We start from the raw sequence: 17,039 nt of genomic DNA, 5'->3' as shown, positions 1-17,039 counted from the left end.
CCGGTAGTTCAGTTGGTTAGAATGCCTGCCTGTCACGCAGGAGGTCGCGGGTTCGAGTCCCGTCCGGACCGCCATTTCTGTTCATTCAAACGAAACAATGTTTCGTTTTTTTTATTGTCTTTTTTCATATCCTTTACTCTCGTACCTGAAAAAGGGTAAACTACATATATACATTCTCCCTTAGGGTACTAAACAATCCTAGGGTTTTTTTATACTCTAAATGATGATTAAGGAGATTAACATGAATCAGTTTGAGGTTTTAACGAACAGCCCGGAGGAAACAGGCCGCTTTGCAGAGAAGCTGGCAGCACATTTAAAGCCTGGGTATGTGTTAACATTAGAAGGTGATCTGGGGGCTGGGAAGACAACTTTTACCAAGGGGCTGGCTAAAGGTCTTGGTGTCACTAAAACCGTCAACAGTCCCACTTTTACCATCATTAAAGAATATAAGGGGCGTCTGCCTCTTTATCATATGGACGTATACAGGCTCGATGATTCCTTTGAAGATTTGGGGTTCGATGAATACTTTGAAGGAGAAGGTGTGACCGTTGTTGAGTGGGCGCACCTCATACAGGATCAGCTTCCTGAAGAGTTATTGAGTATGTCGATTTATCGTGAAGGCGATTCTAAGAGAAAGATCGTGTTGAAGCCATATGGAGCTCGATATAGTGAATTGTGTAAGGAGATTGTGTCATGACGATATTAGCAATAGATACGTCCAACTATCCGTTTGGTGTGGCCCTCATTCAGGAGGACAAGGTAATTGGAGAGTATATTACGTATATGAAGAAGAATCATTCTGTAAGAGCCATGCCTGCCATCGAGCAGTTGATGAAAGATTGCGGGATAGAGGCAAAGCAGCTATCAAAGATCGTCGTTGCAAACGGTCCGGGTTCCTATACGGGCGTTCGGATTGGGGTCACACTGGCCAAGACTCTCGCATGGTCATTGAGTATTCCTCTTATACCCGTTTCAAGTCTCGCCACACTGGCTTCATCCGGAAGATATTTTTCAGGATATATTGTTCCATTATTTGATGCAAGAAGAGGGCAGGTATATACGGGACTCTATGAGTTTCACGGAGACCAGCTTGTTTGTATTGAAGAGGATCGGAATGTGATGCTAGAGGAATGGGTCAATAAGTTAAAAGAGTTGGATAAAGATATATTATTTGTCGGGAATGATGTCTCCCTGCATGAAAACAAGATTCAGGAGGGACTGGGAAAACAGGCGAAAATCGCTCCGTTTGTCAGTCATAATCCCCGCCCGTCCGAGCTTGCTTATATTGGACTGGGACTTAAAGAGACGACGGCTCATGAAGTGCTCCCTAATTATATCAGGATGGCAGAAGCAGAAGTGAAGTGGCTGGAGTCTCAAAAAAAATCTCAATAAATGATAAGGATCGTTACAATATGGATATACGATTTATGACAGTTGATGATTTGGATGATGTAATGGAAATTGAAAATCAATCTTTTAGCATTCCTTGGAGTCGGGACGCTTTCTTGAATGAGCTTGAACATAATCATTTGTCCAGTTATCTTGTCGCCGAGGATGGGGACAGGCTAGCAGGATATTGTGGGGTTTGGCTCGTGGTGGATGAGGCACATATCACCAATGTAGCCGTTTTGCCGGATTACCGGGGACAGGGCATTGGAGAAGCTCTCATGCGCAAAATGATGGGAATCGCTATTGAATTTGGCGCACGGGTGATGACCTTAGAGGTCAGGATCTCAAACGCACCGGCCCAGCATTTATATCGGAAGCTGGGCTTTCAGGATGGCGGGATCCGTAAGCGATACTATTCGGACAATCAAGAGGATGCTTTAGTAATGTGGGTGAATTTATGAAGAAGGATACATTTGTATTGGGAATCGAAACAAGCTGCGATGAAACAGCCGTTGCGATTATTAAAAATGGAACAGAAATTGTGACGAATATTGTTTCGTCTCAAATTGAAAGTCATAAGCGTTTTGGTGGAGTGGTACCTGAAATTGCGTCACGTCACCATGTGGAGCAAGTTACATTTGTACTGGAGGAAGCTCTGGAGCAAGCCGGTATGACCATGGACAATATTGACTGTGTTGCTGTAACAGAGGGACCGGGTTTGGTAGGTGCGCTTTTAATTGGTGTCAACGCGGCCAAAGCACTTTCGTTTGCCCATCATAAATCGTTAGTCGGGGTTCATCACATTGCAGGGCATATCTATGCAAATCGTCTAATAAAAGAGATGAAATTCCCACTCCTTTCCCTGGTCGTTTCAGGAGGACATACTGAGCTTATTCTCATGAAAGAGCATGGTTCCTTTGAGGTCATCGGCGAAACACGTGATGATGCAGCTGGAGAAGCGTATGATAAGGTAGCCCGTACCTTGGGTCTTCCGTATCCGGGAGGTCCACATATCGACCGTTTGGCACATGAGGGAGAACCAAGCATCGATCTTCCCCGTGCATGGCTTGAAGAAGGATCGTATGATTTCAGCTTCAGTGGGCTTAAATCAGCCGTTATCAACACTTTACACAATGCGAAGCAAAAAGGAATGGATATTCCTCCACAGGATTTGGCAGCGAGCTTTCAAGCCAGTGTGATTGATGTGTTAGTGACCAAGACCATTAAAGCAGTAAAGGAATATGAAGTAGAGCAAGTACTCCTGGCCGGAGGAGTGGCGGCTAACAAAGGTTTGCGTGCTGCTTTACAAAAAGCATTTGAAGGAAAGGATGCGGAGTTGATCATCCCACCGTTATCTTTATGTACGGATAATGCTGCCATGATCGCAGCAGCCGGGACAATATTGTTTGAACAAGGAAAAAGGGGAAGCATGGATATGAATGCTCACCCTGGACTTGATATCGAGAATTTTTAAAGGTAAGGCTTGAACGAAACTCCGTTCAAGCTTTTTTTTCGTTTCGGATATCCACGTCTGTTGATATAGTGTGAGTAATCTACAGAATGTCCAATGAAATAGGAACGAACATACGTTTTATCAACAGGTTGTGGATAAAATGTTAGTAACTTATTTGGAAATGTGTATAGCATGTGAAAAACCGATAAAACATAATTCCATTTTTTGGATTTTACCTGTGGATAAATAAGCTTTTTCTTGTGGATAGTGTGGAAAAGTGGTGTGAATAACGATTCATACGTATTTTGGTTGTGGATAATAATGTGGAATAAGAAAGGATTGAGGAGTAGTAGTTATCCCCAACCCTGTGGATTACTGGCCAAGCAGTTCTTCAAGCTCTGTCCATTCTTCTAATAAAGAATCCAGTTCTTCTTTCGTTTTTGTGAGTGACTCATTGATATCCTGTACTTTCTCGTGATCTTGAAAGATGTCCGGATCACACAGGAGGTCTTCTTTTTCCTGTATGGTTTCTTCAAGGGTTTCCATAAGGTCTTCGATTTCCTCTACTCTGCGTTTTCGCTGACGCTCTAGTTTTTTCGCTTCTTTATCAATCTTGTGGGATTGTTTTTGAGTTGTGCTCTGTGACAAAGCAGTTTTACCTTGTTCCATGTTTTCAAGTGCTGCAAGCTCTTCCTGCTGCTGTAACTTCTCAATATAATAATCATAATCACCAAGGTATTCGGTCGATCCTTGCTTGGATAATTCCACGACCTTTGTGGCAATGCGATTGATGAAATAACGGTCATGGGAAACAAAGAGGATGGTCCCTGGATAGTCGATCAGGGCGTTCTCCAGCACTTCCTTACTGTCTAAATCCAGATGGTTCGTCGGTTCATCGAGAATAAGGACATTCCCTTTTTCCATCATCAGCTTAGAGAGGGCTAAACGGGCCTTTTCTCCACCGCTTAAGGTAGAAACCGGCTTCAGGACATCTTCCCCGGAGAAGAGGAAGTTACCGAGTACTGTACGGATTTCTTTCTCCATCTTCATCGGGTATTCATCCCACAGTTCATTTAAGACCGTCTTATTGGATGAGAGTTCGGCTTGTTCCTGGTCATAGTAGCTGATAGACACATTGGATCCGAATTTAAATGTACCTTCCAAAGGTGTGAGTTTATTCACCAATGTTTTTAACAGCGTCGATTTGCCGATTCCGTTCGGACCGACCAGTGCGATGCTATCCCCTTTTTTGACAGGGAAGTCAATATGGGAGGAAATGGTCTCATCCTCCCCATATCCGATGGTAAGATCCCGGACGTGGAGAACATCATTTCCGCTTGGGCGATCAATCTGAAATGCGAAGCTGGCGGATTTCTCATCCCCGAGGGGACGGTCCATCATATCCATGCGCTCTAATTTCTTCCGTCGGCTCTGTGCCATCTTTGTTGTGGATGCCCTTGCGATATTCCGCTGGATGAAGTCTTCAAGCTTTGCGACTTCCTGCTGCTGGCGCTCGAACAATTTCAGATCTTTTTCGTAGTCCTCTGCTTTTTGTTCAAGGTATCTGCTGTAGTTCCCCAGGTATTTCTTGCTCCGGTTCCGGGAAATCTCATACACTTGATTGACGACGCTATCCAAGAAATAGCGATCATGGGAAACAATCAGGACGGCCCCTGCATAGCTTTGCAGATAGGACTCGAGCCACGATAATGTTTCGATATCCAAGTGGTTGGTCGGCTCATCAAGGATGAGGATGTCAGGCTTAGTGAGTAGAAGCTTACCGAGAGCAAGTCGGGTTTTCTGCCCACCGCTCAATGTGGATATCTTGGTTTCATAATCAAAATCGGCAAAGTTCAATCCGTGAAGGACGGAACGGATATCGGCTTCATATTGATAACCGCCTGAATCTTTGAAACGGATCTGCAGTTCATCATATTCTTTTAATACACGTTGATAGACTTCTTCGTGTTCATAGACGGATGGATCTGCCATTTGCTGCTCCAATGAACGTAATTGGGTTTCCTGACGACGCAATTCTTCGAAAACGGTCAACATTTCGGACCAGATCGATAAATCCGACTCCAAGCCCGTGTTCTGCGCCAAGTAACCGATAGAGACACCTTTCGGCTTTGTAATCTCGCCTGAATCGTAGGAAAGATGACCAGCGATTATTTTTAGAAGCGTCGACTTCCCTGCTCCGTTACGTCCAACGAGGGCGACGCGATCTCTTGTCTGTATTTCAAGTTTAATATTTGTTAGGATATTATCTGCACCAAAGTTTTTCGTTAATTGATTCACTTGTAGAAGAATCATGACGTTTCACCTCTATTTCATAGTGCTAGTGTACCGTATAAGGGAGGGGAACGGCAATAAAACACCTATTAATCTTCGTACACTTAGGATAAAATATAGTGTATGATGAGTAGTAGAGTGTATTAATACTGTGTGCTTTCTATTTTGGAAGCGGTATCAGAGGTTTTGAATAGATGTGGGGGAATACAATATGAACCAGGATACAACGAAAATTCCACAGGCAACGGCCAAGCGCCTTCCGTTATACTATCGTTTTATTAAGAATCTATACTCATCCGGTAAGCAGAGGGTTTCATCGAAGGAGTTAAGTGAAGCGGTGAAAGTTGATTCTGCTACGATTCGCAGGGACTTTTCTTATTTTGGCGCATTGGGTAAAAAGGGATACGGCTATAATGTCAATTATCTGTTATCCTTCTTCCGTAAGACACTGGATCAGGATGCCCTTACGAAGGTTGTGCTGATCGGGGTGGGGAATCTTGGTACAGCGTTTCTTCATTATAATTTCATCAAGAATAATAATACGAAGATCGAAATGGCTTTTGAGGTGGACGAAAAGAAGGTCGGGACTCAAATCAGTGATGTCCCCGTTTTTCATTTAGATGATTTAGAAGAGAAGCTTGTGGGGCATGATATTGAAGTAGCGATTCTGACGGTGCCGGCTTCTTCTGCTCAGAATATCACAGATCGATTGGTTTCTTCTAATATAAAGGGGATATTGAATTTCACCCCTGCGAGATTGACGGTGCCCGACCATATCCGTGTCCATCATATCGATTTGGCTGTGGAACTTCAGTCACTCGTCTATTTCTTGAAGCACTACTCAGAGGATGACACGGAAATGTCACAAGATGGAATCATAACAGAATAGAAAATTCTTCATATTTACGTTATGATAGAATGGTAAAAGAGGAGGTGTCTCATTATGTTAGGTGCAGGTAGTATCGTATTAATTACCATCGTGGCTTTACTGATCTTTGGACCGAAGAAATTGCCCGAGTTAGGAAAAGCGGCTGGGAATACATTACGCGAATTCAAGAATGCAACAAAGGGCTTAGCAGATGATGAGGACGATAATAGCAAAAAAGCTAAGTAGGGTAGGATGAACGCCATGAGCCAAAGTCAAAGAGACATGACAGTCTATGAACATATAGGAGAATTGCAAAAACGACTCATGTTTGTAGTCGTTTTCTTCTTGTTAGCGGTCATCGTGAGCTTCTTTCTTGCGGAACCGCTAATTCGATATTTACAGCATGCCGATGAAGCGAAACAGCTGACGATGAACGCCTTTCGGATCACGGACCCTCTCAAAATCTATATGGAAATGATCATGTTCATTGCCATCATCATGACATCACCCCTTATCTTATTTCAGGTATGGTCATTCATAAGTCCTGGCTTATATGAGAGAGAGAGAAAGGTAACCCTAAGTTACATACCGATTTCTCTTTTGCTTTTCTTAGGTGGATTGTCATTTTCATATTTTATTTTGTTTCCATATGTTGTGAAATTTATGATGGGTTTATCGAACAATCTGAACATCCAGCAAGTGATCGGTATTAATGAATACTTTCACTTCCTGTTTCAAATCACCATCCCATTCGGATTTTTATTTCAGCTTCCGGTCATCATGCTATTCCTGACGCGCTTGGGAATCGTTACGCCGATGCTGTTGGCACAAATGAGGAAAGTGGCTTACTTCATCCTGTTGGTCGTTGCGGCCTTCATTACACCGCCGGATATCGTATCCCATATGATGGTGACGGTTCCTTTGCTGCTTTTATATGAAATCAGTATATGGATTTCCAAGATCGGATACAAAAAGGTGCTGGAAGCGGAGCAGAAGCTTGAAATGGAACAGTTCAAGAATATAAATAAGGATTGATCAAATGATCAATCCTTATTTTTTGTTCTTTACTTGTTTTTTGATCTTGAAATGCAGCATGACCATCCGTAACCCGGAACCGAAGTCCAGGGTGGCAAGAAAGATCAGCATATACGTGAAAAATCCCCAACCTTCATCATTCTGTACGTTTTGTACAGCGAAGTATGTGAAGAGCACACCGAGAAGGAGATAGATCACTCCTGAGAATAATGGTGATCTCCTCATAGAAATAATCCTCCAATAAATCCTTGTATTTTTTCAGCTTCGTTCATCATTTTTTCGATTTCGTCCTTATAGATAGATTGCATTAGAACCACCGTTGTATTCATGGCAACGTGAGCAAATATTGGCACCAGGATCCGCTTCGTTTTTACATAAAGAAAGGCGAAGGTGAAGCCCATTGCGGAATACAGGATCACATGCTCCGGCTCGAAATGGGCAAGAGCGAAGATGACCGAACTGATGAGAGCGGCGAAGAAGAAATGCATCTTCTCGTAAAGAACGCCGAATATGATCTTCCTGAATACGATCTCTTCCAGAATGGGTCCGATGATGGCCGCAACCAGCATGGATAATGGCACTTTTTCAATGATGCCGATGATCATCTGAGTATTTTCAGATCCCATTTGAATTCCTAAAGCATATTCGACTTGTATGGCAACCGACTGAGCGATGAAGGCCATGAAGATCCCGAGAACCGCCCAAACAATCGAACGGCCGGCTCCCATGGGAGCACTCCGTTCAAGCCGGGTACTTGTTTCGCTTTTCCTTAAGATGCCTCCCACAATGAGTAGGGTCAGCGTGAAGCTGATGACGAGCCAATATCCAGGGACAAGGCTCCGTACCGCCTCATCGGGCTTACCGAGGACGTCGACACCGATCTTATATAAAAGGGGTACCCCGACAATGCTTGAAAGCTGCATGACGATATAGGCAATTAAGATAAATCCAAAATGTTTTTTCAACGTTTGATCTCCTTTAGCACCTGTAAGATAACGATCAAGCTTATAACTCCTGTACAATTCTACTAAGAAAAGCGGAACTGTTCAAATTTAAGGGTTTCATTCGTCCTGGAATATATGGGGAACGGAGGGCATAGGAGAGGGGCGTGTGAAAAAAAGAGAAATATGACGAAAAAAAATTTAAGCAGGAGTCTTGCAAAATGAAAACGAATTAATTAATATAATAGTTGTGTTAGCACTCACAGAGTGCGAGTGCTAATAAATATCATTTACATATTTCAAGGAGGTTGTTTCACTTGTTAAAACCACTAGGTGATCGCGTCGTTATCGAGCTAGTTGAGTCAGAAGAAAAAACAGCAAGCGGTATTGTGCTACCGGATTCCGCTAAGGAAAAGCCACAAGAAGGTAAAGTGATGGCTGTAGGTACTGGTCGCATTCTTGACAACGGTGAGCGCGTTGCTCTTGAGGTAGCTGTCGGCGATCGGATCATTTTCTCTAAATACGCTGGTACAGAAGTGAAATACCAAGGCACAGAATACCTGATCCTTCGCGATAGCGATATTCTGGCTGTAGTTGGCGAATAATCAAACTTCGTATATAAAATTTAATTAATTTAAAATAAGAGGAGGACTTTATCAATGGCTAAAGATATTAAATTCAGCGAAGAAGCACGCCGTGCAATGCTTCGCGGTGTCGATCAATTAGCAAATGCAGTAAAAGTAACTCTTGGACCAAAAGGACGTAACGTGGTACTTGAGAAAAAATTCGGTTCACCACTTATCACAAATGACGGTGTAACCATTGCGAAAGAAATCGAACTAGAAGATGCATTCGAAAACATGGGTGCGAAACTGGTTGCTGAAGTAGCAAGCAAAACAAACGAAATCGCCGGTGACGGTACAACGACTGCAACGGTCCTTGCTCAAGCAATGATCCGCGAAGGTCTTAAAAACGTAACAGCTGGTGCGAATCCCGTTGGTGTTCGTAAAGGAATCGAAAAAGCGGTTCAAGCGGCTATCGAAGAATTAAAAGTGATTTCTAAGCCCATCGAAGGCAAAGATTCCATCGCTCAAGTTGCGGCCATTTCAGCGGCTGACGAAGAAGTCGGTCAACTGATCGCAGAAGCAATGGAGCGCGTTGGGAACGACGGCGTGATCACAATCGAAGAATCGAAAGGATTCACTACGGAACTTGACGTAGTAGAAGGAATGCAGTTCGACCGCGGATATGCATCTCCATACATGGTCACGGATTCAGATAAAATGGAAGCTGTTCTTGAGAATCCATACATCCTGATCACTGACAAGAAGATCGGTAACATCCAGGAAGTACTTCCTGTCCTTGAGCAAGTAGTTCAACAAGGTAAACCGTTACTAATGGTAGCAGAAGATGTTGAAGGTGAAGCTCTTGCAACACTTGTTGTGAATAAACTTCGCGGAACATTCAACGCAGTAGCTGTTAAAGCACCTGGTTTCGGTGACCGTCGTAAAGCCATGCTTGAAGACTTAGCGGTTCTAACTGGTGGAGAAGTGATCACAGAAGATTTAGGCTTAGACCTTAAATCTGCGAACATCACTCAACTTGGCCGCGCCGCGAAAGTAGTCGTAACGAAAGAAAACACGACTGTCGTAGAAGGCTCTGGAGATCCAGAAAAAATTGCAGGCCGCGTAAACCAAATCCGTGCTCAATTAGAAGAATCAACTTCTGAGTTTGATAAAGAAAAATTACAAGAGCGCCTTGCTAAGCTTGCAGGTGGAGTAGCAGTCGTGAAAGTTGGAGCTGCAACTGAAACTGAGCTTAAAGAGCGTAAACTACGCATCGAAGACGCACTGAACTCTACTCGCGCAGCAGTAGAAGAAGGTATCGTATCCGGTGGTGGTACGGCACTTGTGAATGTTTACAACAAAGTAGCATCCATCGAAGCGGACGCGGATGTTGCGACTGGTATCAACATCGTGCTGCGTGCTCTTGAAGAGCCGATCCGTCAGATCGCTCACAACGCTGGACTCGAAGGTTCTATCATTGTAGAACGTCTGAAGAAGGAAGAAGTAGGCGTCGGATTCAACGCAGCAACTGGTGAGTGGGTCAACATGATCGAAAAAGGTATCGTAGATCCTACGAAAGTAACTCGTTCTGCACTGCAAAATGCAGCGTCTGTTGCAGCCATGTTCCTGACTACTGAAGCAGTAGTAGCGGACATTCCTGAAGAAGGCGGCGGCATGCCGGATATGTCCGGTATGGGCGGCATGGGTGGAATGGGCGGCATGATGTAATTCATCATCCCCATTCCCTTGATTAGAGTGAAATGCTTGCGTTTTACTCACATAGAGGTGAATAAAGAGAGGCTTCTCAAGAGTTCGGTGAACTTTTGGGGGCTTCTTTTTTTATGAGAAAACTTGGATTTGAAAATAAGTTTTAGGTTTTGAAAATAAAAGGTTCGTTTTTGAAAATAAAAACTGATGTTAGACTATGTGAGGTACACAAACCTATACCCGTTGCTGGAAAAACGCTTTATACTAATCGAATGACATATCAATCCTGCTATTTAGTGGCCGGAGTGACCACTTTTTTCCCTATAAGAGAGCCCAAACGTTTACAAACTCACCAAATAGGCAAAAAGTACGATAAAAACACATCCATGCTAATACGATTTACGTATACTACGTGTGACTTCTACTTTTTAACTATACAAAAGCAGGTGATAATGTGATCTACACAACGATGAAACTCAGGACACTGGTAGAACGGGTCATTGAAGGAGACGAAGTGGCAAAGGAAGAATTCGAAAGACGATGGAACATTCCGTGGGAGCAGGTCGGGACGGTGTCGATATCGATTGAGCAGAAGCCAAGGGACTGACGTGGTTCCATCCATCCTTCTTATGATAAAGTATGGATAGAACAGTTCAGAAAGAGGGTTACCGATGACAGTCAAACAATACTATCAAGATGCCTATATGAGAAGCTTTGAAACATCCATTCAGGAGCAGCAGCAGGATGAGTCAGGCTGGTACGTCGTATTAGAAGAGACGGCTTTCTATCCAACAGGCGGCGGCCAGCCCCATGATACGGGTACATTACAGGATAAGCGGATGATCAATGTGGAAGAAGTGAACGGAGAGATCCGTCATTACATAGAAGAACCGTTTGATGATGTTTCAGGTGTTATCGAAGGACAGGTCGATTGGCAACGCCGATTCGATCATATGCAGCAGCACGCCGGTCAGCATATCCTGTCCGCCGCGTTTGCAGAAGCGCTTCAATACGAGACGACCAGCTTTCATCTCGGGAAAGAGTTCCTCACCATCGACTTAAACGTAAGTGATATAAGCGAGTCGGATGCACTGAAAGCAGAAGAACTCGCCAACCAAATCATCAGGGAAGCTCGTCCAATCGAGACGAAGTGGGTGACGGAAACGGAACTGTCCAGTTATCCATTGCGCAAACAGCCATCCGTCACAGGAGAAATCCGCCTCGTCATCATCCCGGACTTCGACTATAACGGTTGCGGCGGAACCCATCCACGTTCCACGAGCGAAGTCGGAGCCATCAAGATCCTTGATTGGGAAAAGCACAAAGGCCATATCCGCCTGCAATTTATCTGCGGTGACAGGGTCCTCTATCAACTTCACCGGAAGCATGTACTGCTGAAAGAGCTCACAAGTGTACTCCAGGTACCAGAAGAAACGATGGTGCCGACAGCCGAGCAGCTGATCGCCAAACAGAAAGAGCAGGAAAAAGCACTCGAAGAATTGAAAGAAGTCCTGCTGTCATATGAAGCGGAAGGATTACTCGGAATTCAAAAAGATGACTATACGCTCATTCAAAAAGCTTACAGTGAACGGCCGATCCAGGAACTCCAGAAGATCGCCCAGCATATCGTCTCTAAGAGAGAAGATGCGATTGTGATGCTGGTCGTGCATAATGATCAAAAGCTTCAGCTCGTAGCGGTAAAGGGGTCGTTACCAACCATTAACCTAAGAGAAGTAGCACAAAAAGTATTCCCGCTCATCAATGGAAAAGGCGGCGGGAAAGAATCGTTTGTTCAAGGCGGTGGTGAAGCGGTTATCACTAAGGAAGAACTCCTTGATCAACTGGTGAACGAATTATAAAGAACAAGAAGAGCCATCCGGCGTGACCGGATGGCTTTTTTCAATAATATGATGCTACTTGAATTTGGAAAATTCGTTCAATATAAAAATGATGGGATTCAGTCACACTTCATCCACAAATGATTCCAATTACCTACCAATTTTAATACTTGTAATAAAACACCTAATAATTACCACTATAGACTTCAAATGAACTGTTGAAAAAACGGAAATAAACCTTTCGTAGCTCTACATAATACCTACTTTTGGCTATGGAAAAATTAATAAAATAGTTCAATACTAACAGACAAAATCCGACAAAAACTTTGTCGGATTGACGTCCCCGGTTACCAGTGATAATTATAGTATAGAAAAAAAGTATCAGTATTTTACAATGAAGAGTTTTTAAACATGAAATTCGTGGTAAATAAGGATAGAATTAATTCCATTTTCTTCAAAACTCATACTAACGGATCATTTTGAGGGGAATGTGACATTGTTTTGTCTTTTGGTTCGTAGATACAACTAGAAGTGGGGGGAGTATTCTTCATATAAGCACACACCAAAATGTATTTACCATGCAAACCAGATAGAAAACAAAGACATCAGCTTTGGATGGTACCGAAAACATATGACCATCTGTCGAGTGAAAGGAAGGAACGCACAGGATGCTTGAGTCAAAGAGAAAAGCGATTATTTTTATAGTATTATCCGTGTTATTAGCCGCTACAGCAGGGTTCCTTGTTCTTAAGAAAGTACAAGCATTGAATACAAACTTAGGAACAAGCGTCAAAATCTATGTAGCGAGCAAAGAGATTTCATCACGCTCCCTCATTACGCCAGAGAATGTGATGACCGATGAAATCCCAAAGAAGTTTTTAAAAAGCTACCATATTACAAATGTAGATGAACTAGTGAATAAAGTCTCTGTCGTTCCCTTATCTGAAGGGGATGTCATCACAAAGAATATCCTGAAGGAAGCTTCCTCCGTTGTGGATGAAAATAATCGACTGATCACATTGATGCAAAATGAGCGGGTTTTCTTTGATGAACCATTGGAAGCACTGGACCGGGTGGATATCATAGTCTCTCATCGATTTAACGGGAAAGAAGAGACGAGTGTATTCATGAAGGACGTGAAGGTTGCAAGGACGGCAAAGAAGGATAATAAATTCAAAGGTGTTCAATTGGAAGTGTCTATCGACAAAGCACCTGAACTGATTCATATGCAGAATTACGCAGACAGCTTAAGGGTCATTAAAGCAAATGTCGGTAAGCAAGAAGCAAAAGAAAAGGCTGCAGATACAGAAAAGGAAAATCCTCCTGCTGAAGCGAAACCGGCAGAACAAAAGAAACCAGCAGAAGAGCCTAAAAAAGAAGAAAAGCCAAAAGAAGAACAAAAACCCAAAGAAGAGCAGAAACCTTCAAAGCCTGAAGAGAAACCTAAACAACAATAGTGAGTGATATAGATAACGGAGGGACCTTATGAGTAAGGAATATCAGATCTTCCTCATCGGAGAAGAGAATGAGTTAAGTCAACATTTAATAGAAGGCTTGAATACCACTTATGAAGTGATTCAGATCCCTGAAAATTCCTGGGCCACAGAATTAAGAAAGTATGAGCCTGGTGTCGTGATCTTTTATACAGGAGAAAACAGTACAACGGGATCTATGATCAAAGAACTCTATCGGGATTTCCCCAACGCCTCGGCTCTATATGTACATACTGAACAAGATTTTGAGCTACTTAGAGAAATGACAAGAGCAGGCGCTGAGGATTTCATCATTTTACCCGACGAAGAGAAATCACTTCGAGAACGGGTCAGCCATATTTTACAACAGTACCAATCACGATCAGAAACGGCTGTTTCTTCAGGGACGTATAAGCGGGGAAAAGGACAGATCTTTTCTTTTTACAGCGGGAAGGGCGGAGTGGGGAAAACACTCTTAAGCACCGCCTTTGCTCAAACCTTAAAGCTTGAATCGACTGCACAGGTCATTCACATCGACTTTAATTTGCAGTACGGCGGTTCCGAAACGTACTTAGGAATTGAAAGCAATCGGTCGCTGATTGATTTGCAGCCGGTTATCAATGAATTGAATGAACATCACATTAAGAATATTTCTGAAAGTGAGCCATTTTCAAAACTCGAAGTGTTAGTCAGCCCAAGGGATGCAGAAATGGCAGAAAAGATAGACGAAGAATTTGTTATCAGGTTATTGAGAGCCTGCAAACGATGTTATGACTTTATCATCATAGACCTACCTTCAAGCCTTGATGTGAAAACTTACACGGCACTAGAGGAGGCAGATCGAATCTATTACGTCATGACCCTGGATACCCCAGCGATTCGAGTTCTGAAACATGTAGAGGATCTTTTAAAGCGACTCGGACCTCAAACTTTGGAGAACATGGAGCTGATAGTGAATCTTGCAGGCAGGGAAAATGAGTTGACGAAAAAGGATCTGGAGCGATTTGTGGACCTTCCTGTTTCTGCTGAGATCAGACGTGATATTAAAGGAGTCCAGGCCGCCATTAACCAGGGACAGCCATTACGTAAAGAGATCAAAGAGAAGAAATTAGTAGCACCTGCTAAAGATATTCAGAAGTGGGTTACTTCTATGTTGAAATAAACATTTGAACAGAGGGAGGTGGAACGATGTCACTCTTTCAACGAAACCCCGAAAGAAAAGCGGATAAGAAGTATGAATATGAAGAAAATGTACCATCAAGCTCATCCAATCCTTATATAGATGAGCTGATTGAACACTATAAAGCAAGATTATTGACTGAAACCAATTTAGATGAATTGACGAGTTTACGAGATGGTGAGAGAAGGCTGTCGATTGAAAGGCTCATTAATCAATTCATGGCGGAAGAAAAGGTAGTTATTCCAAGTCATGAAAAAGAATCGATGCTCTCCCGCTTGATCGATGAAAGTGTAGGATTCGGTCCACTGGAAGCATTGCTAAAGGACGAATCCATCACCGAAATCCTGGTGAACGGCCCATCAGAGGTATTTATAGAAAAAAATGGTCAACTACAGAAGTCGAACATCACATTTAAAGACGAAGAGCATGTACGACACATTATTGACCGTGTTGTTGCTCCACTCGGAAGACGGATTGATGAAAGCTCTCCAATGGTCGATGCCCGCTTACCGGATGGAAGCCGTGTAAATGCCGTCATTCCACCGATTAGTTTGAATGGGACTCTTATTTCTATCCGGAAATTCAAGAAAACGCCATTTGAAATGGAAGACCTCATGAATTACAACACCTTTACGAATGAGATGGCATTCTTCCTTGAGGCAATTGTCCAAGCAAAAATGAATATCCTTGTCTCCGGAGGAACCGGGAGCGGGAAGACAACCCTATTAAACGCCATGGCCAAGTCCATTCCTTTAAAAGAACGCGTGATAACCATAGAGGATTCTGCTGAGTTACGCTTGAATCGGTCCAGTGTGGTCGGTATGGAAGCAAGACCTTCAAACGTTGAGGGTTCAGGAGAGGTCACAATCCGGCAGTTAGTCAAGAATGCCCTCCGTATGCGTCCCGACCGAATCATTGTAGGAGAAGTCAGGGGTTCAGAGGCATTCGATATGTTACAAGCGATGAATACTGGTCATGAAGGATCGATTACGACCGTCCACGCCAACTCCCCTTCAGATGCAATCAGCCGTGTAGAAGGAATGGTCGTAATGGCCGGGATGGATCTCCCAACCCATATCATCCGGGAATACATTGTAGGAGCACTCGATTTCATTGTGCAGGCGGAAAGATTATCTGATGGATCAAGGAAAATCATGAACATCTCAGAAGTATATGTAAATGATCATAACAAAATCGAAGTGCAGGATATTTTCATATTTGAAAGAACCGGAATTGGTAAAAATGGTGAAGTCGTAGGAGAATTCGTCCCGACAGGTATTCGCCCGAGATGCTTGAACCGTCTGAAGATCCATGGTGTTGAAATTGATGATAGCCTGTTTGAGCCGAAGGAGGGAGTAACCCATGCCGCTAATGACGGTATCTATTCTTTATAGTTTAGCTGTCCTCTTCCTGCTCTGGGGACTATACTTCCTTCTGGGCTACCGGAATCAGAAGAAAGAATGGAAGCAGAAGGTCAGCACGTGGTACCCGGAGCAAAAGCGAAAGAGCTCCATCAGTGTGGTAGGAGATAAGTTTGATCAATCTGAGACGGCAAAGCCGTTGGCGTTAAAGCTGCAAAGCTCAAATATCGCCCTCCTCCCATCTGAATATTTAGGGGTTCATATATTAGGTGCCTTGGTGCTCCTGGTCCTGTTATTCAATATTTTCAAGTTGCCTTTGAATCTAGTACTCCTACTGATTCCTGGAATTCTTCTCGCTTCCCACTTTCTATTATTCTACTTAAGAAAGAATAAGTATGAAGAACGTTTCAACAGTCAGCTTGCCGACATCTGCCGATTACTCGGTAACGGTGCCAGGTCGGGACTCACAATCAATCAAGGAATTGAAATGGTGGCGCGGGAGGTAAGTGCTCCAGCGGGAGAAGAGTTTAAGAGGCTAGCGAATGAACTCAAACTCGGAGTACCTCTTGAAGTGGCATTAAGGTCCATCCAGCAGCGAAATAAATCCAGGGAGTTTCAACTGTTCATCGCGACCATCCTTATTCAGAAGAAAACGGGAGGAAACTTGGCGACAACATTGGACTCTATGTCCAACACCCTGGAAGACCGTAAAGTGTTGAATCAAACCATTAAAACGATGACCTCCGAACAACGGTATATTTCCATCCTTGTTCCAGCCATGCCGATCTTTATCGTGTTGATGATGAACAATATCATTGAAGGGTTTACTGATTCTTTGAGAACAGTACCGGGCATGATCATCCTGGTCCTCTTTCTTTCAGGGATCGTACTCTCTTTCTTCCTAATCAGAAAAATAACGAATATAAAGGTGTAGCCT

At 43.3% G+C, this 17,039-nt stretch carries 18 protein-coding genes; 15 read left to right on the top strand and 3 right to left on the bottom strand.

Going from position 1 to position 17,039, the window contains the following annotated elements; translation table 11 throughout:
- The first annotated feature begins 241 nt into the window (after window positions 1-241).
- The 4 genes from tsaE to tsaD are packed head-to-tail and all read left to right on the top strand — an operon-like array spanning window position 242 to window position 2,863.
- Window positions 242-697 (top strand): tRNA (adenosine(37)-N6)-threonylcarbamoyltransferase complex ATPase subunit type 1 TsaE, encoded by a 456-nt coding sequence (tsaE, locus tag JI667_RS20265; protein ID WP_206858167.1) that lies wholly within the window; start codon window positions 242-244, stop codon window positions 695-697.
- The gene (gene tsaB, locus JI667_RS20260; protein ID WP_206858166.1) at window positions 694-1,392 is read left to right on the top strand and encodes a tRNA (adenosine(37)-N6)-threonylcarbamoyltransferase complex dimerization subunit type 1 TsaB; all 699 of its coding nucleotides are present in this window, start codon (window positions 694-696) and stop codon (window positions 1,390-1,392) included. The genes tsaE and tsaB overlap by 4 nt, the downstream gene beginning before the upstream one ends.
- Window positions 1,393-1,412: 20 nt before the next feature.
- The gene (gene rimI, locus JI667_RS20255; RefSeq protein ID WP_206858165.1) at window positions 1,413-1,850 is read left to right on the top strand and encodes a ribosomal protein S18-alanine N-acetyltransferase; all 438 of its coding nucleotides are present in this window, start codon (window positions 1,413-1,415) and stop codon (window positions 1,848-1,850) included.
- The gene (tsaD, locus tag JI667_RS20250) at window positions 1,847-2,863 is read left to right on the top strand and encodes a tRNA (adenosine(37)-N6)-threonylcarbamoyltransferase complex transferase subunit TsaD (RefSeq protein WP_206858163.1); all 1,017 of its coding nucleotides are present in this window, start codon (window positions 1,847-1,849) and stop codon (window positions 2,861-2,863) included. Before rimI ends, tsaD begins: the two co-directional genes overlap by 4 nt.
- Before the next feature lie 351 nt (window positions 2,864-3,214).
- Here tsaD and JI667_RS20245 read toward each other — a convergent pair whose 3' ends face one another.
- Window positions 3,215-5,155, bottom strand: coding sequence for an ABC-F family ATP-binding cassette domain-containing protein (locus tag JI667_RS20245; RefSeq protein WP_206858161.1), 1,941 nt, complete (start codon window positions 5,153-5,155; stop codon window positions 3,215-3,217).
- 190 nt (window positions 5,156-5,345) lie between these two features.
- Between JI667_RS20245 and JI667_RS20240 the strand changes: the two genes are divergently transcribed.
- Genes JI667_RS20240 through tatC form a run of 3 tightly spaced genes read left to right on the top strand, consistent with a single transcriptional unit; the run spans window position 5,346 to window position 7,037 of the window.
- Window positions 5,346-6,023 carry a redox-sensing transcriptional repressor Rex gene (locus tag JI667_RS20240; protein WP_034766052.1) on the top strand — a complete coding sequence of 226 codons (678 nt, stop codon included), beginning with the start codon at window positions 5,346-5,348 and terminating at the stop codon, window positions 6,021-6,023.
- Between the two features lie 54 nt (window positions 6,024-6,077).
- Complete coding sequence (locus tag JI667_RS20235; protein WP_206858159.1) at window positions 6,078-6,248, top strand: twin-arginine translocase TatA/TatE family subunit; 171 nt, start codon at window positions 6,078-6,080, stop codon at window positions 6,246-6,248.
- Window positions 6,249-6,263: 15 nt separating this feature from the next.
- Window positions 6,264-7,037 carry a twin-arginine translocase subunit TatC gene (gene tatC / locus JI667_RS20230; RefSeq protein WP_206858157.1) on the top strand — a complete coding sequence of 258 codons (774 nt, stop codon included), beginning with the start codon at window positions 6,264-6,266 and terminating at the stop codon, window positions 7,035-7,037.
- 15 nt (window positions 7,038-7,052) lie between these two features.
- Here tatC and JI667_RS20225 read toward each other — a convergent pair whose 3' ends face one another.
- The gene (locus tag JI667_RS20225) at window positions 7,053-7,262 is read right to left on the bottom strand and encodes a YdiK family protein (RefSeq protein ID WP_206858156.1); all 210 of its coding nucleotides are present in this window, start codon (window positions 7,260-7,262) and stop codon (window positions 7,053-7,055) included.
- Window positions 7,259-8,002 (bottom strand): CPBP family intramembrane glutamic endopeptidase, encoded by a 744-nt coding sequence (locus JI667_RS20220; protein WP_206858155.1) that lies wholly within the window; start codon window positions 8,000-8,002, stop codon window positions 7,259-7,261. The genes JI667_RS20225 and JI667_RS20220 overlap by 4 nt, the downstream gene beginning before the upstream one ends.
- A gap of 293 nt (window positions 8,003-8,295) precedes the next feature.
- Here JI667_RS20220 and groES point away from each other — a divergent pair, with 293 nt between their 5' ends.
- From groES to JI667_RS20180, 8 genes are all read left to right on the top strand, one after another.
- The gene (gene groES, locus JI667_RS20215) at window positions 8,296-8,583 is read left to right on the top strand and encodes a co-chaperone GroES (protein ID WP_034766060.1); all 288 of its coding nucleotides are present in this window, start codon (window positions 8,296-8,298) and stop codon (window positions 8,581-8,583) included.
- A 54-nt stretch (window positions 8,584-8,637) separates the two neighbouring features.
- Window positions 8,638-10,272 (top strand): chaperonin GroEL, encoded by a 1,635-nt coding sequence (gene groL / locus JI667_RS20210; RefSeq protein ID WP_206858154.1) that lies wholly within the window; start codon window positions 8,638-8,640, stop codon window positions 10,270-10,272.
- A 433-nt stretch (window positions 10,273-10,705) separates the two neighbouring features.
- Entirely contained in the window at window positions 10,706-10,858 is a 153-nt protein-coding gene (locus tag JI667_RS20205) for a hypothetical protein (RefSeq protein WP_206858153.1), read from the top strand.
- Window positions 10,859-10,922: 64 nt separating this feature from the next.
- The gene (locus tag JI667_RS20200; RefSeq protein ID WP_206858152.1) at window positions 10,923-12,110 is read left to right on the top strand and encodes an alanyl-tRNA editing protein; all 1,188 of its coding nucleotides are present in this window, start codon (window positions 10,923-10,925) and stop codon (window positions 12,108-12,110) included.
- Window positions 12,111-12,757: 647 nt separating this feature from the next.
- Entirely contained in the window at window positions 12,758-13,546 is a 789-nt protein-coding gene (cpaB, locus tag JI667_RS20195) for a Flp pilus assembly protein CpaB (protein ID WP_206858150.1), read from the top strand.
- Between the two features lie 28 nt (window positions 13,547-13,574).
- Window positions 13,575-14,723 carry an AAA family ATPase gene (locus JI667_RS20190; RefSeq protein ID WP_206858149.1) on the top strand — a complete coding sequence of 383 codons (1,149 nt, stop codon included), beginning with the start codon at window positions 13,575-13,577 and terminating at the stop codon, window positions 14,721-14,723.
- 26 nt (window positions 14,724-14,749) lie between these two features.
- Window positions 14,750-16,135 carry a CpaF family protein gene (locus tag JI667_RS20185; protein WP_206858148.1) on the top strand — a complete coding sequence of 462 codons (1,386 nt, stop codon included), beginning with the start codon at window positions 14,750-14,752 and terminating at the stop codon, window positions 16,133-16,135.
- Window positions 16,104-17,036 carry a type II secretion system F family protein gene (locus tag JI667_RS20180; RefSeq protein ID WP_244668408.1) on the top strand — a complete coding sequence of 311 codons (933 nt, stop codon included), beginning with the start codon at window positions 16,104-16,106 and terminating at the stop codon, window positions 17,034-17,036. The genes JI667_RS20185 and JI667_RS20180 overlap by 32 nt, the downstream gene beginning before the upstream one ends.
- Window positions 17,037-17,039 lie beyond the last annotated feature (3 nt).

This window comes from Bacillus sp. NTK074B (assembly GCF_017303375.1).
Taxonomy (GTDB): domain Bacteria; phylum Bacillota; class Bacilli; order Bacillales; family Bacillaceae_B; genus Rossellomorea.
This window is presented reverse-complemented; position numbering and strand designations above follow the sequence as displayed.